Consider the following 21,167-nt stretch of genomic DNA (forward strand, 5'->3'; position numbering starts at 1 on the left):
CAAAACAGAGAATTAGGGATTGTGAAAGACACGCTCAGGGAGATAATTCCCCAAGTCGTTAAGGCAGAAGTTTGAGCGGTTGTTAGTTGACAGCAGTGATGCTGGAAATTACGCCGCCTTGTTTGTGGATGCGTTGATATTCTTGCGAGAGCCTATCAAATGGTACGAGATAGGCTTGATTGCTAGAGCGAAATTTAGAGACTCGGTTCATCACAGTCGTTGCTGAAGAACGATATCCAGTCACAGTAATGCGATAAACTTTGCCTTCTGCTGAGGCGCCTAATCCAGCACGAGTACGTGAATTGATACCAGACTCTTGGAAGGCCCAACCATCTCCAACTGCACCACCTGAAGGGGGAACTATTGGTAGGGGGGTTTGCTGAATCACGAATTTATTCAGAACAGGGGTTTTTCCTGAAAGACTGCCCTTGAGGTCGCTACTGGAAGCTCCCCGCAAGAGAGCAAACATATGAGTAAACCCAACCATGTTTTGTCCTGGCTGGGTTTTGTAGCCTCGGAAATAGGGAACGATATTTTCCCCGTAGGCAGTTTGGTATTCATCGCTGTCGAGGTAAGAATCAATTTCTGCCTCGAAGCCTTCAGTATCTAGAATGGTGCTGTGTCCTCTCATTTCTTCTAAGCCATCAGGAGCCCGACCTAAAAGATGTTTGAAATTGAGTTCAATAAACCGATAGCGAGGACAAGTATCGAAAAAGCGAGAGCGGTAAGCGTCTGATTTTGCCAGAGCGCGGACAAATTCGCGCACACTGAATTCACCACTTTTGAATTGGGATTCAGGAATTGTCGCTCGTTCACTTTCCATGACGTAAGCATTACCCAAAACTTGCCGATAAACGGCACGAATGATGGTTTCTACTTCTTCTTGTGAACGTCCTGGAATTAGTTCTAAACGGGGTGTTTCTTCAAATAAACTGACTCCAAGTCGAGATGCAGGTCCAAAAACCATTGAAAAAATCTCCACAATTGTATTACATGAGAAACTACCATACTTAGAGGTTATATTAAAAAACTTTACATAACTTAACATAAAATCTGCTCAGGGAGCTTGTTTGTAGTACACAAAGAGGTTGATATCTTGTTATGACTCTTTTATTGCAATATTTTCCCTGTAATACGCCATGAATATTTGTAATATAGGGCGAATGTGAGTTGAAATTATTACGCCGATAAGTTATACGATGTGAGGTAACTCAGTGGCAAAACTTTGACGCTTTTCAAACTGTAGAGAGCCAAAAGCCGACCCCCAAACCTGTTGATGGGTATTTACATCCAGACCTCGATCGAGGCTACTCCAAGTTGTTTCTGTAATTTCGACATCACTGACTAGGTAGGTGGAACAACCTCTTTTTTCGATGAGACAAAGGTTTCCTGGTTCCACACCGCCTCGAAACATTTCGCCGTCTCGTTTAAAAATCATGGAACAGTTATAGCGTCGTTGCAGACTATCTGGTTTAATAGTTTTGAGAATGCTTAATTCTCGTGCGGCTCCGGCATACTGTATGGGGTCTTGGAGGCTATAATTTTCAATATAAATCTGATCCCCCTGGTCAATTAAGCGATGAACTCCCTGACGATAGGGAGTCCACAGATCGTGGTCGTAAACCTGTTCAGAGTAAAAGCCAATGGCCTTGAAAAATTCAAAGGGTAAGGGACGAAAAAATATCCGAATATGGGCAAATTGTTGTGGGTTATCAAAGGATTGCTGATAGTTACTAAAATCCCCAGCCATCCACTGAGCTAAAGTGATTAAATCATTGCTTTTAACGGAATTCATAAGCCAAGAAGAAGGTAGAAGAAAGTTTATCAAGAGCAATTAGCAATTCACTAATTCCCTGACAGCGAACGAATCTCTGAGGAAAATGATGCCGTTACTACCCCACTTCCTCCACTGGTTTTAATTAGGGAAACACGAAATCGTAAATTAGGATTAGCAAACCAGATTTTTTCTTCGGCGGCGGCGTGTTCGTAGCTAGTCAAAAGCACAAAAGTTCCATCCTCTGCGATATGATAGTCACCTGCTGCGGCAATAGTTTCAGCATAACCTTGATCTCGTAATAACTTACCGCGATTAGGTATATTTGGATCGGGGATTGGTACAAGAATACAACTTCCCTTAACCTCAGAATTCTCATCCCAATCTGACTCACCCTCCCAACTCATTTGAAAAGGCATGACTGCTTGGGATGGGTCAACACTATACAATTGACAGAGTTCGATTACTGCCCGATCGCCCGGTGAGATAGCAACGATATCAATGACTGACTGCACAGCTTCAAAGTGTCTGAAAGTCAAATGATGGGCGCTGCGCTGCGATCGCCACCGTCCTAGAGAATTTTCAACAAACTGCTTAATATTGTTCATGGAAAACATTGTACAGGGGCAAGAGCCAAAATATTCTTGTCTTCAGAACTCCGCTTTTGGCGCCCCTGTCCACGAAAAAAAGTGCTTTTAGCCACAAAAGTAACAAATTGTTACTTTGTTTCTCAGGAATGAGACAGAGGCAACACCCCACAGATATATTCAAAACCATTAAGTTAGTCACCCAGTTGACCAACTGAAATCAGAAATAATTTTTCTAAGTTAAGGAGAACTCAATGCTTGACGCTTTTTCAAGAGCTGTAGTTTCAGCCGATGCCAGCACCTCCACCGTCGGTGATATCAGTGCCCTGAGAGCTTTCGTTGCCAGCGGCAACAGACGCTTGGATGCTGTAAACGCGATCGCCAGCAACGCTAGCTGCATGGTTTCTGATGCTGTTGCCGGTATGATCTGCGAAAACCAAGGCTTGATTCAAGCTGGTGGTAACTGCTATCCTAACCGCCGCATGGCTGCTTGCTTGCGCGATGCAGAAATCATTTTGCGCTATGTCACCTATGCTTTGTTGGCTGGTGATGCTTCAGTTCTTGATGACCGTTGCTTGAATGGTTTGAAAGAAACCTACGCAGCTTTGGGCGTGCCCACTACCTCCACCGTGCGTGCCGTTCAAATCATGAAGGCTCAAGCCGCCGCTCACATCCAAGACAATCCCAGCGAAAAATTTGCTGGTGCTAAGCTCCGCAAAATGGGCAGTCCTGTAGTAGAAGATCGTTGTGCTAGCCTCGTTGCTGAAGCTTCCAGCTACTTCGATCGCATCATTTCTGCACTGAGCTAGTCAGTTGCTAATCGCAAGTCGCTCAGCAAAATTGAAACTACGCTCACTGTCGTCAAAATCACTTTAGGAGTTTTAGGAAATGAAATCAGTTCTCACCACCGCTATTGCCTCTGCTGATGCAGCAGGCCGCTTCCCTAGCACCTCAGATTTAGAATCAGTTCAAGGTTCTATCCAACGCTCTGCTGCTCGTTTAGAAGCTGCCGAAAAACTAGGCAACAACCTCGACGCAGTTGCTAAAGAAGCTTATGATGCTTGCATCAAAAAGTATCCTTACTTGAACGAAGCAGGTCAAGCTAACTCCACCGATACTTTCAAAGCAAAATGCCATCGCGACATCAAGCACTACCTGCGCTTGGTTCAATATTGCTTAGTTGTTGGCGGCACAGGCCCTCTGGATGAATGGGGTATTGCTGGTCAACGCGAAGTTTATCGCGCTTTGGGCTTGCCTACTGCTCCTTACGTTGAAGCATTGAGCTTTGCTCGCAACCGCGGTTGCGCTCCTCGCGATTTGTCTGCTCAAGCTTTGACTGAGTACAATGCTCTTCTTGACTACGCGATCAACTCCCTGTCCTAATTAACTGACAGGTTTGTAATGTCGTGACTGGGTAGTTTTTACCCGACAAGTCTAGGAACTCTTGGCTCGTTGCTTTACCGATTTTGGTGAGGTAAGGGTAAAGAATTCCTAGGCTTGTTATTGTGTTTTAATAGGCATATCATATTATAGTTATTGCAGACTGCTAATTTTATGGATAAACGCTTTTTTAGTTTTTTTAATTTAACGGAAGACCAGGCGATCGCCCTTTTAGATACGCCCCAAGCTGAAATCGGCGAAGAGGATTCCCGCTACATAGCTGCTTCTCACTTGATCAATTTCTCAAGTGATCGATCGATCGCAGCACTGATGCGAGCAGTACAACAAACCGATCCGGTGCTGGAAAACCGGATTGTGCGCCGCAAATCGGTGGAAACATTAGGAAGATTGCAAGCTGTGCAAGCATTGCCGGTGATTCGCACCTGTCTGGCCGATGATGACTGCTACACGGTGGAAAATGCCGTTTGGGCGATCGGCGAAATTGGCACTCAAGATGCCGATATTTTAGCAGAAGTTGCTCAATTGCTCGACAAACCGGGACAAACCTACCGGGTAATTATCCACACCCTAACTAAATTAGATTATCAGCCAGCCGTAGCCAGAATTCGCAGATTTGTCGATGATATTGACCCGCCGACTGCTAGTGCTGCGATCGCCGCAATTTGTCGCTTAACCAGAGACTTTTCTCAAATGGGAAAAGTTGTCGCGATGTTGCAACACAAAAATGTCCTGGGGCGCAGATTATCTATTCAGGATTTGATAGATGCGCGTTACTACGATGCAATTCCAAATATTGCCAGATGTCCGGTATCTTTAGTCTTTAGACTCAGAGGAATTAGGATGTTAGCAGAAGCAGGAATTGCTGAGAAAATCCTGACATTTGCTAACATTAAACCCCATTTGGAACAAACATTAAGAGACTATCCAGCAGATTTAGATTTAATACATAGTTATGAAAAATTACCCGACTTACCGTTTTTGATTCGCCAATTATACGAAACAGATTTTGGACGTTGCTATCTAGCAGCTAAAACTATACTAGAAAATTACTCAGAGGATGCACCAGCCGCCCTGTTTGCTACCTTTGCTGAAGAAGCAAATAATGACTATGGAGCGCATTTTCATGTGGTAAAATTGTTTGGTTGGTTAAAACATTCTCCCGCCTACGATTTGTTATTGGAAGCTTTGCATCACTCCCAACCCCAGTTTCAGAAATCCCGTGCAGCGGCGGCGATCGCCCTGGGGGAACTGGGAGAACAACGTGCTATTCCCGAATTGAAAATCTGTCTGGAAACTAAAATCTGGGATTTGAAGTATGCTGCATTAATGGCACTAGAAAAACTTGGTGATGTCAGCGGTTATGAAATTGCTGCGGCCGACCAAGATTGGTTGGTTCGAGCTAAAGTAGATGCTCATACTTGTGTAACATCCGAACTATCTTAATTTAGGACGGGAGGCAGAAACCGGGTTTTTTTACGACAATATTGTATCCCTGCCTTTAATACTGGTAAAAAACCCGGTTTCTTTGATATTTATGCGCCCAGGATTGTTAATTCAGCTTAATCAAAACACCTAAAACCCCAAAAACCATGACAACAGATGCTTTGTTTGAACAACTAAAACACCCGAACCCTCATCTGCGCGATCGGGCAATGTTTGAAATTGCCGATTCCCGCGATGAAAATACAATTTCTCGACTGGTGGGCATTTTAGATGAAGAAGATGTCACCTATCGTCGGGCGGCGGTAAAAGCCTTGGGCGTGATTGGTGAAGATGCCGTGCCATCGGTGGTGGACGCATTGTTAAACAGTGATAATGTGACTGTGCGAGGGAGTGCGGCGAAGGTATTGGCACAAATTGCGATTAATTATCCAGAGTTGCCGTTTCCTGAAGCGGGCTTGCAGGGATTAAAAAAGGCGATCGAAGATCCGAATCCTGTGGTTAATATTGCTTCTGTGATGGCCTTGGGGCAGATGGGTTCGTCTGCTTTTGAGATTTTGGTGGAGTCGCTGAATACAACGGATAATGTGGCGGTACAAGTGGCGATCGTGAATGCTCTTGCTTCTGTGGGCGATAGCCGTTGTGTAGAAGTTCTGACCACATTTGCGAATGATGAATCGGTGGATTCTTATGTGCGGGAATCAGCGACAAGTTCTTTATCGCGGTTGGATTTGGTGATGAATTACAAGCGTGCAGATAGTTAGATATAGTGACATTTTTAGCACGACTCTCGATCGCACACAGCACTTGCAGCCAACGCGAGCGCGGTTAGAGTTGACGCAATCTGTCGAGCTTTTTTAACTGTTGTGACTGTTCTTGCAATCGAGTTTCGAGCTTCTGACACACAAGTTCGCATATATTCAAAATCATCGGGTCAGTGATTTGATAGTAAACACTGACTCCCTGCGGTTGCTGTTGAACGATGCCTGCCGGGGTCAAAATCTTGAGGTGCTGGGAAACATTGGCTTGCCCCAGCCCTGTTTCCTCAATGATTTTAGTGACATTTTTTATCATGTTCGGCTAATCACTTGTCTTTGTTCACGCTCGTGTCGCAATCTCAGATGGTGGCGATTGCTTCCCTTCACTGCGTTGGGCTGGGTGCGGACAAATTATAACTAAGGATCGCGAATTAAATAACTTACAATTTTAATTGTTATTGTGGGATGGGCGTCCCGCCCGTCCACTCATGACGGGCGGGACGCCCATCCCACTTTCCTTGCGGAATTTATTTAATTCGCGATCCTAAGTACGATCGCTCTTTTAGTCTTTACCCTTAATTATTCTAGTTTCTATAGTTGCTATAATAGCAGCGAATACTAACCAGACTGCAACTCATGCTAAAAACCATCGAAGGTATTTGCATCGCTTGCCAAACCCTCCTATGATGGTTCATCATAATCTTGATGATTGTTTCGTTTCATTCTCATAACTAAGCTAATATGCGATCGCTTGTACTAACTCTAGCTCTCATATGTTTAGCCACCCCCGCTGTTGCCACAACCTGCGAGGAAAGCTTTCAAAAAAAGGGGGACTTTTTGAATGGTTCCGCCTTTTCTGCACGTGTTCAGGTTGAGGGGTTATCGATAGAGAGAGCATTTTCCCAATTACGACCAATTTTGGCGCGCGAGGGCATCAAGACTCTCAGCACGGATCTGAACTTAGGTGTCATGAAAGCCGAAAATCCCGCAACAGCATTTCAGCGGGCTTTGCCGATCGATGTTTTTGCCTCAGCCGACGGAAATCTATTAAATGTCGAAATGATTTTTACTCTTCCCAGTGGCGTGACTGCAAGTAGGGACACCGTGAAGGGATACTTGTGTGGTGCACTAAATCAATTGTTGCCCCAAACTACAAAGTAATATCTAATCATTCATTTGATGAATTGTAGTTTCCAACACTCGATCGCAATACCCAATACTTCAAAATTAACTGTGGTCGATCGCGCGCTCAATGAGCGTGCTCCATCGTTGCTTGCAGCTATTGGATCGCCCTTTTAGTTTCTAGGACTTCGGTATTCAAGATGATGTTAGTAAAGCATTGATATAGCCTTTCTCAGAAAGATTCGCGGACGTAGTTGGGCCCCGGCCCTATACGTTTCAGTGGTTATATAAGCTGTCATTCATACCTCATCTTTCGCTCGAACCGCTATATGTCGCCGCACGAGGTATTGTTGTTGCTCTGCACAGAACTGCTCGGGACAGATCACCACACCAGTGCCAATGCCATCGACTACTGTTGTAATATTACCTTCAGTGGCTGACCTATTTTGCATACCCACGGAGTTTGCTATGATTCGCCCGATCGCGCCCGATGACACGACTGCATTAATCGCCTTAGTTGAGGCAATTGGATTCGAGCCACACGAGACCGAAGAACTCGCCCTCATGCTGGCAGACTACTTCGACGGCGAAAATAGCCAAGACATCTGGCTCACCGACGATGACGGCGGGCTGGTGGGGGTCGCGTATGTTGCGCCGGAACGAATGACCCAGGGGACGTGGAATCTATATCTAATTGCCGTCTGTCCAGATCGTCAGCAGCAAGGACGCGGTACGGCACTGCTAACCCACGTCGAACAGATGTTGGCCCAGCGGGGCGAGCGCGTGCTGCTCGTGGAAACATCGGGACTGGAGAGCTTCGAGTACGTTCGATCGTTCTATCGCAAGAGCGGTTACGACGAGGAAGCAAGAATCCGCGAGTTCTACAAGGCGGGCGAGGACAAGATCGTTTTCCGCAAGGCTCTGAACGCTCTGGGGAAATAAGCCTGCGTATTGAGCTCTTAGGTATCGACCTAGTAGGATGCTGAAGGCATCTTCACTGTCTACCTGGAAAGATTAGGCTCCCTCACACTAGGGAAGCTTTCAAAATTGCGCCGCACCCAATCCATCCCCACTTCATTATTGAGTTTAATTTTCTGAGGCGTATCGGGATAAATTTTTCCTAAAATATCCGCATCTTGATCGACGACAACTTTACCAAAATTGAGATACGTTCCCCCCAACACCTTAAATAGAGGATGCTTTGCTTGACCGAACAGCAAAATATAAGTCCGCGTCCGATTCTCGGCTTCTGGTACGAATATATGACACTGTGCAGCTTTGCCGAATGGCATTTCTCCATGAAAAATTACTAGGGATGGGAAATGATTTTCTAAGTGAGCTTTAATGGTGCTCGGCAGCAACCACAAATCTGGCTTTCTGAGCTTTTCTGCCAAACTGTAAGGGGCCGTCGGCATATCGTAAAACGCATGGGATTGATGTCCCTCATCAATGAATTGATGAAATTCCACATCGGTAATTCTAAACAAGTCCCGGTGGGTGCCGTTTTGATGGTTGTAGTCGTGCATATTCAGCAGCATTGTCAGCAAATCTGTCTCGATACTGCGATCGGCGGTATGCCCGATGAAGTAGTAAGTTTCGGCGATTTCATTCAGTACGTTGGGAATGGGGACTTGCGGCTGGTATTCCCCGTAAGACCAAATGAAGTCATCTTGAACAATCAAATCTAACGGTTTCAGTAAGGGCAAAGTTTTCTGATTCGATCCGGGCAATACGGTGCAGCCGCCCGCATCAAATTTCAGGGCATGGAAGGGGCAGACAACACCGCTTGGGCGATCGCCTTCGGTTTCGCACCATCCTTCCGACAGCATTGCTCCCATGTGCGGACAGGCATTGGGCAAGGCATGGATGGTTCCGGCAGGATCTTTCCACATCACATAGTCGGTGCCGTACAAGGAAATTTTGCGAGGCTGGTTCGCTGTCAGCATCGATTTGTGTGCCAACAACCAAGGCGCACCGGGAAGCATAGACTGCATGGTGTTCTCCTTTAGACCTAAAATTGTGAGAGATTTGTCGCTTTTCTAGAATATGACAGAAGATTCGCATTCGTCAAGCAGTTTGCGCCGTCAACCGAAACAGCAGCGGGGTAAAGAAAGAGTCGAAAAAATCTTGGATGCAGCAGCAGCAGTGTTTGACGAGGTGGGCTATTGGGAGGCGACTACCCATCTAATTGCAGCAAAAGCAGGGACAGCCATCGGTTCTCTGTATCAGTTTTTTCCTGATAAAGCTGCCATTTTTAATGCAATGGAACTGCGTCATGCCGATCGGGTCAAGGCGATGTGGGCGCAGGCGAACACGTCGGAAATCGTTCAGTTACCGCTGCGCGAAATGATCCATACCCTGGTCACTGCTGTTGCAGAGATGTTTGAACAGCCTGTATCGCGGGTGGTGTTCGTGCAGTTTTATATAGCGCGCGAGATTTTCCAGTCGATCGATGAAAGTATGACTCAGGAAGCGATCGACTTTATGGCAAGTCTTTTGCAGCAGAGAAATCCCAGCTTGGGGGAGGCGCAATGCAGCCTGTTAGCAGAGGTTTGCGTTCACAGCAGTAATGCTGTCATTCTGTCGGCACTTCGGAACCCCGATCGACAGTATCGCCAACAACTCGTAGGGCAGATTGAGGATTTGTTGGTGTCGTATTTAGAGCCATATGTGGGGGAAAGTCGATCGAGTCATGTAATGAAAGTAATGAAATGTCCTCATTGTCGATCGGAGCAGTTGTCCAAAAACGGTTATCGACGGGGGAAGCAGTGCTATCGCTGTAAGGAATGTGGCAAACAGTTTGTAGAGAATTCCCAGCGATCGGTTATTTTGAAGATGAATTTGGTCGATCGGACGTGATATGAAGCGATCGATTATTGCGTGAAGTGAGTTGATGTTGAAGATGAGTGTCGAGGCAGCGTGTTGAAGTCGGCTCGATATTTCGATCGGGTTCTCGCAATCATTGCGTTACAATTTAGTTCAAAACAAAATTCTGTATGCTGAGCGACCAAAACAAAGCAATCGTTCTCCAGTTCTACAAAGCCTTCGACGATCGCAAAATGGAACAAGCCTTAGAACTTCTAGCGCCGAATTTTATTGCTCGCATGGCGGGAATCCCGGAGCCATTGGACGGGGAGGAGTTCAAGCAGTTCGGGATGTCATTTTATCTAGCTTTCAGTCAGGGTAAACACGTTTTTGATGAGGTTCTGGTTGCAGGCGATAAAGTAGTGACGTGGGGAACCTTCACAGCAACACACCTCGGAGAATTTCAGGGTCTGCCGCCAACGGGCAAACAAATCAGCTTGGCGATTATGCACATCGATCGAGTCGAGAACGGCAAAATCGCGGAGCATTGGGGGCAGGGCGATGCACTTGGATTAATGCAGCAGTTAGGGATTGTCTTCTTGCCGGGCCCAAAGTTACTACCGCACATTTTGAGAGGTGCTGCGTCCAAACTGTTTAACAAATCCGCCCAGAAATAAGATTGTCAGAGCTTGTAGTTGACAGCGGCAGAACAAGTCACGGTAAGAGTTAGGTCGCGATCGCAATACCCAATACTTCAAAATTACCTGATTTGTCGATCGCTTTTCAATGAGCGTGCGATCGTTAGTTTCTAGCGTTATTCTTGTACTCGGTGCGCTCTTGGGAAAAGACGATCGCGCTCCTTACAAGTTGTGATTTGAGCGGGTTTATTGCTCTGAGTTAAGTTTCCGTAAAGTGATCGGTGAGACAGTTCTTTGTAGGCGATCGGTGAGACAATCACCTTAGAAGTCTTTCAAAGAGTGATGCAAAGATGAGTACAACTAGGATATTCAGCAGTTCTAAATTCTTTCAACCGACTGAGGGAGAGCCTGTTCGCTCGATCGTTACCGAATCTAAGGAGGCTGTCGTTGTCGCCTGGTATATCAAGCCAGGTCAGGCAATCCCCGCGCACACCCATCCCAACGGGCAAGACACTTGGACTGTTTTAACCGGGAAGGGAGACTACTATTTGGACAAAGCAGGCACTACGAAGTCGATCGCTGCTGGGGATGTTGTAGTCGCTCATACCGGATGTGTACATGGAGTATTCAACAACGGTGATGAGCCATTGGTTTTTATCTCAGTTGTGTCACCAGCCGATGCGGGGTATCAACTTGTCTCGTTAGAAAACTCTTTTGCTCTCCATCCCTAATTCTTCAATTCACCGGGTTGTATTCATCAGTTAGATTGAAAAAATCCAAGCATTTTTATAGCCATGAAATGGTTGATTCAATATCTTTGCGAAATCCAATTAGATAAAGCTATTCTCTGGTGCTATCTCATTTGGTATGTTATAGTAGTTTGTTTTCATTTTGACCCTTCGGTTAAGATATGGATCAATTCAATTGGTATAAGTGCTGTAATCGGTACGGGTCTGATGCTAAGTGTTTCTTCTAGTAAAGGCAAAAGAGATCGTTGGCAGGCATTTAGGTTATATCTCATGCCATTTTGTGTCTCAAGCTTCTCTGCCCTGATTAAAGAGGAGGGATTTATTGTATTTATATCACCAAATATCAAAGAAACAATAGTATCAGTATCATGCTGTGTTCTGTTTCTATCAGTTATTTTAGCAGTCAAATTATTTAGAAATAAACTTATTTAACAGGATGCGGAAAGTTTGTGAAATGCAGCATAAATATGACATTTCAAGTTGAAATTACCCCGATCGCCTTTAAGGACGATCTGGTAAAATTCTGCCGAGTTGTACCATACTGCCCTCTGTAAAAAAATTCCCCGCAAGCCCCAGACGAATATCGGCGGTAAGCGGGTTGCTAAAATCGGTCGATCGGGCTGCCATTTTTTGCCTTCAAATCTCTTTCTTTGGATTGATACGGATTTTAAATTCTGCCTTCTAATTTCTGCCTTGGGGTACACCAACGGCGGTAATGCCCTTCCTACAGCCAATTGTCAATAACCAATTACTAATTGTTAGTATTCCCTGAGTAACCCGAAAAGATATATGATAACCTTAACCGGATCATTTCTGCCCAGATATGTTCTACTGTTCTAATCCAAAATGCTCTCATCCTTTCAATCCCGATAACTCTAAATTTTGTCAAAGTTGCGGAGCTCAAGGCCTCAACCCTCTCTTCAGAAACCGCTACCGCGTGATTCGACTGTTGGGCGAAGGGGGATTTGGCAGAACTTACGAAGCGGTAGATACGGATCGCATGGACGATCCCTGCGTAATTAAGCAGTTTGTACCCCAATTTCAAGGAACCTCAGCACTTGAAAAAGCCGCACAATTGTTTAAAGAAGAAGCGAAACGACTTTACGAACTCGGCGAACATCCCCAAATTCCTCGATTAATTGCTTATTTTGAACAAGACAAGCGACTTTATTTAGTACAAGAGTTGATTGAGGGGCAAACTTTACTAGCAGAATTAACTCAGCAGGGTGTTTTTAGCGAAGAAAAAATTTGGCAGTTGCTGGCAGATGTACTGCCGATTTTGAAATTTGTGCACGATCGCCAGGTCATTCACCGAGACATCAAACTTGAGAATATCATGCGCCGCCGCACCTCTGTTAACTTCTCTCTGCCAAAGGCGGGAAATTTTCGGAATTCAGCTTTCCGAAGGGGAGGGCGGGGAGAGTTAGTTTTGATAGATTTCGGCATTTCCAAACAAGTGACGGGCTCGCTGATGAGCAAAGTAGGCACGACGGTAGGAACGCCCGGATATTCGCCTGTAGAACAAATGCGCGGTCAAGTTTTCCCCGGCAGCGATTTGTACAGTTTGGGAATAAGTTGCCTGAGACTACTAACTCAATGTTTGCCAAAACTTGACGGTTCCGATGACCTTTATGACCCGATAAACGGCGGCTGGATGTGGAGAGAACGGTTGCCAGCCGGCACAAAAATTAGCAGCGAGTTGGCAAATGTTTTAGACAAATTAATTCAAGATTATCTCAAAAATAGATATCAATCTGCTGATGAAGTAATCAAAGCTTTAAATCTCTATTCTTTACCTCCCCAACCCCATTGTGCCAATGGAGGACAACTTGCTCTAAATTCTTTTCGGACAAAGGGAGGACAACTTGCCATCAATCCTCCCCTCAATCAAAGCAGGCAAATCAATAGCAATATCTCTGTCAATCCGAGGGAAAAATCTAACACAAATCCGCCTCCGAACAAGGCAGCACAGAGAATTCCCGCTGTCAAAAGCACTTTTGAATTTCAGGTGGTGACAGTAGACAAGCGCGGGAAGCCAACTAATGTTAACAGCGGCCAAGCGCGTTTTTTTGAAGAACGTCTTGGTAGCAGTACAGCGCTGGAAATGGTATCAGTTCCTGGCGGTACTTTCCTCATGGGTTCTCCAAAAGATCGGGGTGACAGCGACGAAAAACCTCAGCACCCAGTAACTTTAGGCTCTTTCTATATTAGCAAATTTCCCGTCACTCAGGCCCAGTGGACAGCAGTTGCGGCGCTGCCGGAAATTAAAATATTTCTCAATCCCGATGCTGCCCGTTTTAAAGGTGCAAATCGACCTGTAGAAAATGTATCTTGGTACGAGGCTGTGGAGTTTTGCGATCGACTTTCTCGCAAAACAGGTAAGAATTATCGCTTACCTAGCGAAGCCCAATGGGAATATGCTTGCCGGGGGCAAACTACGGGGCCGTTTCATTTTGGGGAAACGATTACCAGCGAGTTAGCCAATTACAACGGAAATTCTAATTACGCTGACGCGCCCAAGGGAGTTTATCGCTTTCAAACGACAGATGTTGGCAGTTTTAAACCTAATGCTTTCGGATTGTACGATTTTCACGGAAATGTTTGGGAATGGTGCGCGGATTCTTGGCACAATAATTATAACGGTGCGCCTGCCGATGGTAGCGTTTGGGAGTCTGACGGGGAGTCTTCGCTGAGGTTGTTGCGGGGTGGTTCTTGGAACGATCATCCTCCGAATTGTCGCAGCGCGTGTCGCCTCAGATATCAGCCGGATTGCAAGGCTAGTATTGTGGGTTTTCGAGTGGTTGTTTCTGTTGTTTAAGAATGGCGATTCCCTACGGAATACATCCGCTTCGCGCACTTTTTAACTTAGGAATGAGAATTAAATAACTTCCACTCTTGAAAGTGGGATGGGCTCTTATAGCCCGTCATGAGTGGACGGGCGGGACGCCCATCCCACAATAACAATTAAAATTGGGCGACGGGCGGGACGCCCATCCCACAATAACAATTAAAATTGGGCGACGGGCGGGACGCCCATCCCACAATAACAATTAAAATTGTAAGTTATTTAATTCGCGATCCTTAACTAAAACTCAACCAGCTAAAAACTGTTTCGACAGTCAATTCTAACTCAATTCCATTAAGTATTGGCAAATTAGTTGCACCTTCGTAAAACTCCACCCTTTGCCCGGGAAATACCGCTAAAATACTTTCTTCTTCTGGAATCATTAACCAGCCCAATTCAGTGCCTTGTTGCGAACAAGCAAGTAATTTAGCAAGCACTTTTGTTTGGCTTTGTCCGGGAGAAAGAATTTCTATCGCCCAGTCTGGATAAATTTCAAAGCGGTTAGCAATTCTACCCGATGGTAGAAAGGGAATTCTTTCCCACCGGAATACTGCTACATCTGGGACGAGTGATACACCGCCGAAAGTGCAACGCAACTCGGGAAAAGCATAAGCAATCTTTGGTGTTTCGACTATTTGATTGATGACATTGCAAAGCTTACCTTGCAATCTGCTATGTTCACCTTGAGGCATCGCTTTTTGAATGATTTCTTTGTTGATATATTCGCAAGGTGGCTCCGTTTCTGGAAGTTTTAGGAACTCCTCTAAGTTGGGCGATATTTTAATAACTGCAGTCATAGGTTAAGTCGATTTTAGATTTGAGATTTTAGATTTTAAATGGGATAGATACCAGAACCCCGAATGTTTAAAAGTCGGGGTTCTGGTATCTATTATGAAGGACAAATTCTTGCCTTAACTAGCCTTCTTCTGAGGAGCCATTATGCGTTCCACACTCATAGCAGCCACGCTCAACGTCACCACAGCCATGCCGAGAATTGCCACAGGCTGCAACTTCTCATTGATAATTAGAAAACCGAAGAGTGCGGTCATTGCCGGCCCTAAAGTGCCAATTACTGATGCTAAGGCTGCCCCCGCGAACCGGATGGCAAAATTATTCAAAAGATAGCTAAACAGCGTCAGCACCCCTAAAACAACGCCTCCGACAATCAAACCCGGCCAAACATTTGGGTCGATTTTAGGAGCAAAATTGTCCGACAGTGGCACCCACAAACTCAGGGAGGAAAATACAAAAATCGCGCCGAAATTAACTAAACTAAAAGGAATTGGGTGCAGCTTGCCTGCGGCCATTTGCGTCAGCAATACGTAACCTGCAAAGGTAATCCCAGAAGCCAGTGCAGCCGTGACTCCCACCCCGACATTGCCGCCGCCCGGAGCAGGGGCCGCAAAACTCGGCCACCCAGCTAAAATCAGACCTGCGGTAATCCCGACGATCGCCAAAAAGCCGACTGTGCTGGGGCGAGAGCCAAACAAGATCCAAGAACCGAGTACGGTGACGATCGGGTAAATAAAGAAAATCGTAATCGCAATCCCCGCTGGAATATTGCCGATCGCCAAATAAATCAAAACCTGAGACAAAAACAGAAAAAATGCGCTTCCTAAAACCTTACTCCACAAAGCTCGATCGCCCGACTCAAACAACCGCCTAATATCTTTCCACACAGAAGGATACAGAAATGTCGCCAATATCGGCATCAAAGCCATCACCACGATCAGCCGCATCAACAAAATCAACAAAGAATTTCCAAAACCTGGAGTCACCACCCCCGGAAATTCAAACAACCCAAAAACCATCCGAGGATTTTTGCTTTTAATCAGAATTCTCAAACAAACATTAAACAGCGACAATACCACCGCCGAAGACAAAGCCAGCACCAAACCTGTCTGTACTTGAGAAGATGCTTTAACAGTTGCAGCAGGCGCTGAAGAAGGCTGGGGCGCGGGTTCCCGCGGCGTTGCCGCAGGTGTTGGCTGCAGAAATTGCGGGCGGACAGAATTAAGAGAATTAGTTGATTCCTCGACATAGGAATCTTGAGCATCGAAAGGATTCTCAAGATATTCTTCTTCTGATTCGAGTTCTTCCCTGATGCGGTTTACGAGATTTTGTAGCAGCTCTTCCCCTTGCAGTTCCAGGGTTTTCATGTTGTTGAGCCGCACAGAAAGCTCGCTTTCGTAACTGGTTAAATCTTGTTCCAGCATCTGGAAACTGCGATCGATCCTTTCATCCAGCGCCGCCAGCAACTGCGATGCCCGTTCGTCGTAGTTGCTCGGCGGCAAGGGTATCGGGAACTCGCCGCTGGGAATAGGGCTGCTGAGAGAATTTCCCGAATTAGCGCTGAGTTCGTTGAACCGCTGCACCAACAAATCCTGCAAATTGTGAGCCAAAACTTGAGCCAACTGCTTCAGCCACAATTGCTGCTGCTGAATGTATCGCCCAGACAGAGATTCCATTTGCTGAGACTGCAATTTGCGATATTGCTCCCGGAGGTCTTCAATATCTTCAATCAGGTGATTTTTTTCAGTTTGCAGCCGAGTAATGTCTTGATTTAACTGGCCTTTGACATTTTGATGCAAAGCGTCCAGTTCTTGCATTACTGAGTGGAGGACTTCTTCTGCTGATTGTGTATCCTCTGGCTCGTCCTTTGACGAGTATACGTTCCGCTGCGCCATTAGCCTATAACCTCTAATTTAAACTGCACGTTCAGTGTTCTTAAGTATTGTGACAAATTAGGTCGCAAGTTCTAGTGAATTGATCTAAAAGATTGCGAACACTGTTGAATCAATAGTAGTCGCTAAGCTACAAATGTGAGAAAATTGCGTGAAGCAAAGCTATCCGGCCGGGAATCGCCCCAAGAACACTTTGTGCAATTAGAAATCATACTATAGCAATCCTAAATCAGTAAAAATATGTAGGGGTAGTGCTAAGAGTGCCTACCCCAGCCTGCATCGGGGCAACCGGGCGTGGGTTTTGCCCCTACAAGAATTACACAAATCATTGAGGATTGCTGTACAGCTTGACCTCTCCACGAATTGCTCCCGGTAATTCTCGCATATAACTCACCCGATTGCACCCGACTCACAAACCTAAGATCCCGTTCTGTGACTAAATTTGATTGGGGGGTCGCACTCCTAGCCCCTCAATGGATAACTTGATCCTGCAGGCAGAAACCCCGTTTCTATTCCCCGCGTCTCTCCCGCACTCCTGCACCCAGGTTTATGATTTTAACAGTTCCGATCTTTTGCTCGCGAAAGTTTTAAGAGGCGATCGCACCCTCAATCGATTTTAGATTTTAGATTTTAGATTAAAGAATTGAAGCATTGACTTGCGCGAGATAAATTCGGGGGGCCAGTTTCTCGGATACAGGTTTTTTATTTCTCCGTCCTGAGTCTGCGAAGGAATGAATCCGCGAGCTTGTATCCTGGATGCTGTCGGTCAAAAATCCCCCCCGCGCCATCAAAAAATTAACACATCCCATCCCCGAAGAGCAACAGATATGGCCTCCGAAATTTATGACAATTCCTTGACAAAGGATATAGAAAAACTGAATATTTCCTCAGAAGCCGAAGTGTTTGTCTTTCCGGCATCATTTGCCCAGCAGCGCTTGTGGTTTCTCGACCAATTCGCACCGGAAAACCCTTTCTATAATGTAGTAACAGCACTGCGCTTAACTGGTTCCCTCAACTTAACAGCCTTAGAGCAAACCTTCAACGAAATAGTGCAGCGACACGAAACTTTGCGAACCACTTTTGCAACGGTATCAGACCAACCAGTGCAGATGATCTCAGCGGCTTTCCAAACTAATTTAAAAGTATTAGACTTGCAAAATTTGCCGCCAGAACAACGGCCAACAGAAGCAAAGAAACTCTCTGCAGCAGAATCTCTTTGCCCTTTCAATTTATCCACCGGGCCGCTGATGCGAGTCACCATCCTGCGGCTGACAGAAACCGAGCATATTCTCTTGGTAAATATGCACCACATAGCCTCTGATGATTGGTCGATCGGCGTGCTAATTCGAGAAATAGAAGCTATCTATACAGCCTTTATAAATCAACAGCCATCTCCTCTACCAGAATTATCCCTTCAATATGCCGACTTTGCAGAGTGGCAGCGCGAATGGCTGCAAGGTGAAGTATTAGAAACTCAGCTAGCTTATTGGCGGCAGCAATTGCACGGAATTTCTGTGTTAAATTTGCCTACCGATCGCCCTGCACCAGCTAGGCAAAATTATCGGGGAAAAACTCAATATTTAGAACTGCCTAAAAAGCTGAAGGACGCACTTTTAGCGCTTTCGCAGCGAGAAGGAGCGACTTTATTTATGACATTGCTCGCAGCATTTCAAACTTTGCTTTACCGCTACTCGCAACAAGAAGATATTGTAGTAGGTTCGCCGATCGCCAATCGCAACCGCAGCGAAATAGAACCACTAATCGGTTTTTTTGTCAATACTTTAGTGCTGCGAACAGACTGTTCGGGAAACCCGACATTTCGAGATTTTTTGGGCCGGGTGCGGGAAGTAACCCTGGGAGCTTACGCTCACCAAGATTTGCCTTTTGAGAAGCTAGTTGAGGAATTGCACCCAGAGCGATCGTTGAATCGCCACCCGCTGTTTCAGGTGGTATTCGGGCTGCAAAATGGGCCTGTGGACGAGCTAGAATTGCCCGAATTAAAGTTAAGTTCTTTTCATTTAGAGACTCAAACAACCCGCTTTGATTTAGAGCTGCATTTGTGGGAAGCTTCCGATAAGTTTAGGAACAGATACGGCGAACAGTGGGAAGATTCGGAAGGGCTCAGAGGCGTGGCTGTGTACAATACAGATTTATTTGATGAAGTTACCATCGCCCGAATGCTGAGGCATTTTAAAACTTTGCTGGAAAGCATTGTGGCTAATCCAGAACAAGGAATTGCTAACTTACCTTTATTGAGCGAGGATGAAGTGAATCAATTATTCAAAGAATGGAACGATACTCGCACAGATTATCCTCAAAATAAGTGCATTCATCAGTTATTTGAAGGGCAACTCCAGCAGCATCTGGATGATGTCGCCCTAACTTTCGACAGCCAAAACCTGACTTACAGAGAACTCAACAGTCGCAGCAACCAACTGGCGCGTTACCTACAAAAACGGGGTGTGGGGGCGGAGGTTTTAGTGGGGCTTTGTGCAGAGCGATCGATCGACCTAATTGTCGGGATGTTGGCTATACTGAAAGCGGGAGGAGCTTACCTACCGTTAGATCCGAGCTATCCGCGCGATCGGCTAAACTTGATGCTGGAAGATGCTCAAGTTAAAGTCTTGCTAATTCAAGATAAATTGATTGAGAATTTCCGAGACTTCTCAAACTCAGTGATTTACTTCGATCGCGATTGGGAAGACATAGCCAAAGAAAGCGCCGAAAATCCCGCCAACACCGCAACAGCAGACAACCTAGCTTACGTTATTTACACATCTGGCTCAACCGGAAAACCGAAGGGAGTTGCTGTCACCCACAAAGCAGTAAATCGGCTGGTACTCAACACCAACTATATAAAAATAGAACCTAGCGATAAAATTGCCCAAGCATCAAACGCTTCCTTCGATGCAGCCACATTCGAGATTTGGGGAGCCTTGCTTAACGGCGCTCAACTCGTGGGAATTAGCACAAATATTACCCTTTCGCCTCATGATTTAGCCTTAGAACTGCGCCAAGAAGGCATCACAGTTTTGTTTTTAACAACTGCCTTATTTCAACAAATTGCTAGAGTTTTACCGCAAGCTTTTGATTCGCTGCGCTGCTTGCTGTTTGGCGGAGAAGCGGTCGATATGAGATGGGTTAAAAAACTTCTCAAACAAAATCCAACTACTAAGTTAATTCACGTTTACGGGCCTACAGAAAATACCACATTTTCGGCTTATTATTGCGTGCAAGACGTACCAGAAACCGCAACATCTATCCCCATCGGCCGCCCGATCGCCAACACGCAAATTTATCTCCTCGATGCGGATTTGCAGCCGGTGGCGATCGGTGTTATTGGTCAATTGTACGTCGGCGGTGACGGACTGGCGAAAGGCTACCTCAACCAGCCTGAGTTAACTGCTGCTGCATTCATTCCTAATCCTTTTAGCAATAAATCAGGTTCTAGGCTTTATAAAACCGGTGATTTAGGCCGCTATTGGGTTGACGGCAACATCGAGTTTTTAGGCCGCGTTGACGACCAAGTAAAAATTCGCGGCTACCGCATCGAGTTGGGAGAAATTGAAGCGGCTTTGTGCCAGCATCCACAAGTGCGCGAAGCAGTAGTAATTGTGAGGGAAGAAATCCCCGACGATAAACATTTGGTAGCTTATGTTGTTGCTGACGGCATCAAGGAAAAATCTGAAATTGACAATCTAAAGTCAAGTGAATTGCGCCAATTTTTGAAAGAAAAGTTACCGGGATATATGGTTCCTGCAACTTATGCAGTGTTGGAGAATATGCCACTGACGCCCAACGGCAAAGTCGATCGCGGGGTATTACCTAAGATAGATACAAACAGCAAGGATATAACAGAAAATTATGTAGCGCCTCGGACTGATATCGAAGAAATGCTGGGAAAAATTTGGGCTAAGGTTTTGGGAAAACAGCAGGTTAGTATCTACGATAATTTTTTTGAACTAGGCGGGCATTCCCTGCTAGCAACTCAGTTGATTTCTCGCATCCGAGACGCTTTGCAAGTCGAGTTATCGGTCAGCAATTTGTTTGAGGCTCCGACTGTGGCGAGTCTGGCAAAATACATTGAAACAATGCGTTGGGCTGCGAAAGGTTTGGATACTCCCAGAACAGACGAAAATGAGCGCGAAGATGTGGAATTTTGAGGTTGGCGCAAATAAATCGGTGCTGTGTAATAGTTTTTCAAGGGCGGGCGGGACGCCCAACCCCTACTCCCCACAAAAAACTTAATGTCTTGTGGAACAGGCCGAAAAGCCTGTTCTTGAGAATTCGGTGCTGTGTAATAGTTTTTCAAGGGCGGGCGGGACGCCCAACCCCTACTCCCCACAAAAAACTTAATGTCTTGT

The 21,167-nt window shown here is 45.7% G+C and carries 19 protein-coding genes; 11 read left to right on the forward strand and 8 right to left on the reverse strand.

Annotated features, from left to right (window positions below; genetic code table 11):
• Nucleotides 1-82 precede the first annotated feature (82 nt).
• The 3 genes from QT973_RS17580 to QT973_RS17590 form a co-directional block, all read right to left on the reverse strand.
• Complete coding sequence (locus QT973_RS17580; protein ID WP_333273922.1) at nucleotides 83-967, reverse strand: phycobilisome linker polypeptide; 885 nt, start codon at nucleotides 965-967, stop codon at nucleotides 83-85.
• 225 nt (nucleotides 968-1,192) lie between these two features.
• On the reverse strand, nucleotides 1,193-1,795 hold the full coding sequence (locus tag QT973_RS17585; protein WP_333391822.1) for a chromophore lyase CpcT/CpeT: 603 nt from the start codon (nucleotides 1,793-1,795) through the stop codon (nucleotides 1,193-1,195).
• A 50-nt stretch (nucleotides 1,796-1,845) separates the two neighbouring features.
• Entirely contained in the window at nucleotides 1,846-2,382 is a 537-nt protein-coding gene (locus tag QT973_RS17590) for a phycobiliprotein lyase (RefSeq protein WP_333207979.1), read from the reverse strand.
• A 233-nt stretch (nucleotides 2,383-2,615) separates the two neighbouring features.
• Between QT973_RS17590 and cpeB the strand changes: the two genes are divergently transcribed.
• From cpeB to QT973_RS17610, 4 genes are all read left to right on the forward strand, one after another.
• Complete coding sequence (cpeB, locus tag QT973_RS17595) at nucleotides 2,616-3,170, forward strand: C-phycoerythrin subunit beta (RefSeq protein ID WP_015174916.1); 555 nt, start codon at nucleotides 2,616-2,618, stop codon at nucleotides 3,168-3,170.
• Nucleotides 3,171-3,249: 79 nt separating this feature from the next.
• The gene (locus QT973_RS17600) at nucleotides 3,250-3,744 is read left to right on the forward strand and encodes a bleomycin hydrolase (RefSeq protein WP_333207978.1); all 495 of its coding nucleotides are present in this window, start codon (nucleotides 3,250-3,252) and stop codon (nucleotides 3,742-3,744) included.
• Between the two features lie 171 nt (nucleotides 3,745-3,915).
• The gene (locus tag QT973_RS17605) at nucleotides 3,916-5,205 is read left to right on the forward strand and encodes a HEAT repeat domain-containing protein (RefSeq protein WP_333207976.1); all 1,290 of its coding nucleotides are present in this window, start codon (nucleotides 3,916-3,918) and stop codon (nucleotides 5,203-5,205) included.
• 146 nt (nucleotides 5,206-5,351) lie between these two features.
• Nucleotides 5,352-5,966 (forward strand): HEAT repeat domain-containing protein, encoded by a 615-nt coding sequence (locus tag QT973_RS17610; RefSeq protein ID WP_333207974.1) that lies wholly within the window; start codon nucleotides 5,352-5,354, stop codon nucleotides 5,964-5,966.
• A gap of 64 nt (nucleotides 5,967-6,030) precedes the next feature.
• Here QT973_RS17610 and QT973_RS17615 read toward each other — a convergent pair whose 3' ends face one another.
• Nucleotides 6,031-6,276, reverse strand: a complete 246-nt coding sequence (locus QT973_RS17615; RefSeq protein WP_333207972.1) for an ArsR family transcriptional regulator — start codon at nucleotides 6,274-6,276, stop codon at nucleotides 6,031-6,033.
• Between the two features lie 653 nt (nucleotides 6,277-6,929).
• Here QT973_RS17615 and QT973_RS17620 point away from each other — a divergent pair.
• Nucleotides 6,930-7,121, forward strand: a complete 192-nt coding sequence (locus QT973_RS17620) for a hypothetical protein (protein WP_333234050.1) — start codon at nucleotides 6,930-6,932, stop codon at nucleotides 7,119-7,121.
• Between the two features lie 260 nt (nucleotides 7,122-7,381).
• On the opposite strand, the gene QT973_RS17625 is transcribed toward QT973_RS17620, so the two are convergent.
• Nucleotides 7,382-7,534, reverse strand: a complete 153-nt coding sequence (locus QT973_RS17625; protein WP_333207970.1) for a hypothetical protein — start codon at nucleotides 7,532-7,534, stop codon at nucleotides 7,382-7,384.
• 16 nt (nucleotides 7,535-7,550) lie between these two features.
• Here QT973_RS17625 and QT973_RS17630 point away from each other — a divergent pair, with 16 nt between their 5' ends.
• Nucleotides 7,551-8,024 (forward strand): GNAT family N-acetyltransferase, encoded by a 474-nt coding sequence (locus QT973_RS17630; protein ID WP_333207968.1) that lies wholly within the window; start codon nucleotides 7,551-7,553, stop codon nucleotides 8,022-8,024.
• Nucleotides 8,025-8,083: 59 nt separating this feature from the next.
• Here the strand turns inward: QT973_RS17630 and QT973_RS17635 are convergent, their stop codons facing one another.
• On the reverse strand, nucleotides 8,084-9,076 hold the full coding sequence (locus tag QT973_RS17635; RefSeq protein ID WP_333207966.1) for a Rieske 2Fe-2S domain-containing protein: 993 nt from the start codon (nucleotides 9,074-9,076) through the stop codon (nucleotides 8,084-8,086).
• A 52-nt stretch (nucleotides 9,077-9,128) separates the two neighbouring features.
• On the opposite strand from QT973_RS17635, the gene QT973_RS17640 reads away from it, so the two are divergent.
• The 4 genes from QT973_RS17640 to QT973_RS17660 all read left to right on the forward strand — a co-directional run bounded on the left by QT973_RS17640 (nucleotide 9,129) and on the right by QT973_RS17660 (nucleotide 14,092).
• Nucleotides 9,129-9,941 (forward strand): TetR family transcriptional regulator, encoded by an 813-nt coding sequence (locus QT973_RS17640; RefSeq protein WP_445243096.1) that lies wholly within the window; start codon nucleotides 9,129-9,131, stop codon nucleotides 9,939-9,941.
• A gap of 137 nt (nucleotides 9,942-10,078) precedes the next feature.
• Nucleotides 10,079-10,564: an ester cyclase gene (locus tag QT973_RS17650; RefSeq protein ID WP_333207965.1), complete on the forward strand. Its 486-nt coding sequence runs from the start codon at nucleotides 10,079-10,081 to the stop codon at nucleotides 10,562-10,564.
• A gap of 311 nt (nucleotides 10,565-10,875) precedes the next feature.
• Nucleotides 10,876-11,256, forward strand: a complete 381-nt coding sequence (locus tag QT973_RS17655) for a cupin domain-containing protein (RefSeq protein ID WP_333207964.1) — start codon at nucleotides 10,876-10,878, stop codon at nucleotides 11,254-11,256.
• 841 nt (nucleotides 11,257-12,097) lie between these two features.
• A complete protein-coding gene (locus tag QT973_RS17660; RefSeq protein ID WP_333391826.1) occupies nucleotides 12,098-14,092 on the forward strand; it encodes a bifunctional serine/threonine-protein kinase/formylglycine-generating enzyme family protein in 1,995 nt (664 codons plus the stop codon).
• Nucleotides 14,093-14,355: 263 nt separating this feature from the next.
• Here the strand turns inward: QT973_RS17660 and QT973_RS17665 are convergent, their stop codons facing one another.
• Both QT973_RS17665 and QT973_RS17670 read right to left on the reverse strand, forming a co-directional pair.
• Complete coding sequence (locus QT973_RS17665) at nucleotides 14,356-14,916, reverse strand: Uma2 family endonuclease (RefSeq protein WP_333054376.1); 561 nt, start codon at nucleotides 14,914-14,916, stop codon at nucleotides 14,356-14,358.
• A gap of 114 nt (nucleotides 14,917-15,030) precedes the next feature.
• Complete coding sequence (locus tag QT973_RS17670) at nucleotides 15,031-16,806, reverse strand: DMT family transporter (RefSeq protein ID WP_333259558.1); 1,776 nt, start codon at nucleotides 16,804-16,806, stop codon at nucleotides 15,031-15,033.
• Between the two features lie 824 nt (nucleotides 16,807-17,630).
• On the opposite strand from QT973_RS17670, the gene QT973_RS17675 reads away from it, so the two are divergent.
• Nucleotides 17,631-20,966: a non-ribosomal peptide synthetase gene (locus QT973_RS17675; protein ID WP_445305698.1), complete on the forward strand. Its 3,336-nt coding sequence runs from the start codon at nucleotides 17,631-17,633 to the stop codon at nucleotides 20,964-20,966.
• Nucleotides 20,967-21,167: the final 201 nt, after the last annotated feature.

The sequence above is a fragment of the Microcoleus sp. Z1_A1 genome (assembly GCF_036700305.1).
Classification (GTDB): Bacteria; Cyanobacteriota; Cyanobacteriia; order Cyanobacteriales; family Microcoleaceae; genus Microcoleus.

Bases quoted from the DNA above. Each gene is read 5' to 3' on its own strand.
- QT973_RS17580 (WP_333273922.1), bottom strand. From the start codon at position 967: ATGGTTTTTGGACCTGCATCTCGACTTGGAGTCAGTTTATTTGAAGAA.
- QT973_RS17585 (WP_333391822.1), bottom strand. From the start codon at position 1,795: ATGAATTCCGTTAAAAGCAATGATTTAATCACTTTAGCTCAGTGGATG.
- QT973_RS17590 (WP_333207979.1), bottom strand. From the start codon at position 2,382: ATGAACAATATTAAGCAGTTTGTTGAAAATTCTCTAGGACGGTGGCGA.
- cpeB (WP_015174916.1), top strand. From the start codon at position 2,616: ATGCTTGACGCTTTTTCAAGAGCTGTAGTTTCAGCCGATGCCAGCACC.
- QT973_RS17600 (WP_333207978.1), top strand. From the start codon at position 3,250: ATGAAATCAGTTCTCACCACCGCTATTGCCTCTGCTGATGCAGCAGGC.
- QT973_RS17605 (WP_333207976.1), top strand. From the start codon at position 3,916: ATGGATAAACGCTTTTTTAGTTTTTTTAATTTAACGGAAGACCAGGCG.
- QT973_RS17610 (WP_333207974.1), top strand. From the start codon at position 5,352: ATGACAACAGATGCTTTGTTTGAACAACTAAAACACCCGAACCCTCAT.
- QT973_RS17615 (WP_333207972.1), bottom strand. From the start codon at position 6,276: ATGATAAAAAATGTCACTAAAATCATTGAGGAAACAGGGCTGGGGCAA.
- QT973_RS17620 (WP_333234050.1), top strand. From the start codon at position 6,930: ATGAAAGCCGAAAATCCCGCAACAGCATTTCAGCGGGCTTTGCCGATC.
- QT973_RS17625 (WP_333207970.1), bottom strand. From the start codon at position 7,534: ATGCAAAATAGGTCAGCCACTGAAGGTAATATTACAACAGTAGTCGAT.
- QT973_RS17630 (WP_333207968.1), top strand. From the start codon at position 7,551: ATGATTCGCCCGATCGCGCCCGATGACACGACTGCATTAATCGCCTTA.
- QT973_RS17635 (WP_333207966.1), bottom strand. From the start codon at position 9,076: ATGCAGTCTATGCTTCCCGGTGCGCCTTGGTTGTTGGCACACAAATCG.
- QT973_RS17640 (WP_445243096.1), top strand. From the start codon at position 9,129: ATGACAGAAGATTCGCATTCGTCAAGCAGTTTGCGCCGTCAACCGAAA.
- QT973_RS17650 (WP_333207965.1), top strand. From the start codon at position 10,079: ATGCTGAGCGACCAAAACAAAGCAATCGTTCTCCAGTTCTACAAAGCC.
- QT973_RS17655 (WP_333207964.1), top strand. From the start codon at position 10,876: ATGAGTACAACTAGGATATTCAGCAGTTCTAAATTCTTTCAACCGACT.
- QT973_RS17660 (WP_333391826.1), top strand. From the start codon at position 12,098: ATGTTCTACTGTTCTAATCCAAAATGCTCTCATCCTTTCAATCCCGAT.
- QT973_RS17665 (WP_333054376.1), bottom strand. From the start codon at position 14,916: ATGACTGCAGTTATTAAAATATCGCCCAACTTAGAGGAGTTCCTAAAA.
- QT973_RS17670 (WP_333259558.1), bottom strand. From the start codon at position 16,806: ATGGCGCAGCGGAACGTATACTCGTCAAAGGACGAGCCAGAGGATACA.
- QT973_RS17675 (WP_445305698.1), top strand. From the start codon at position 17,631: ATGGCCTCCGAAATTTATGACAATTCCTTGACAAAGGATATAGAAAAA.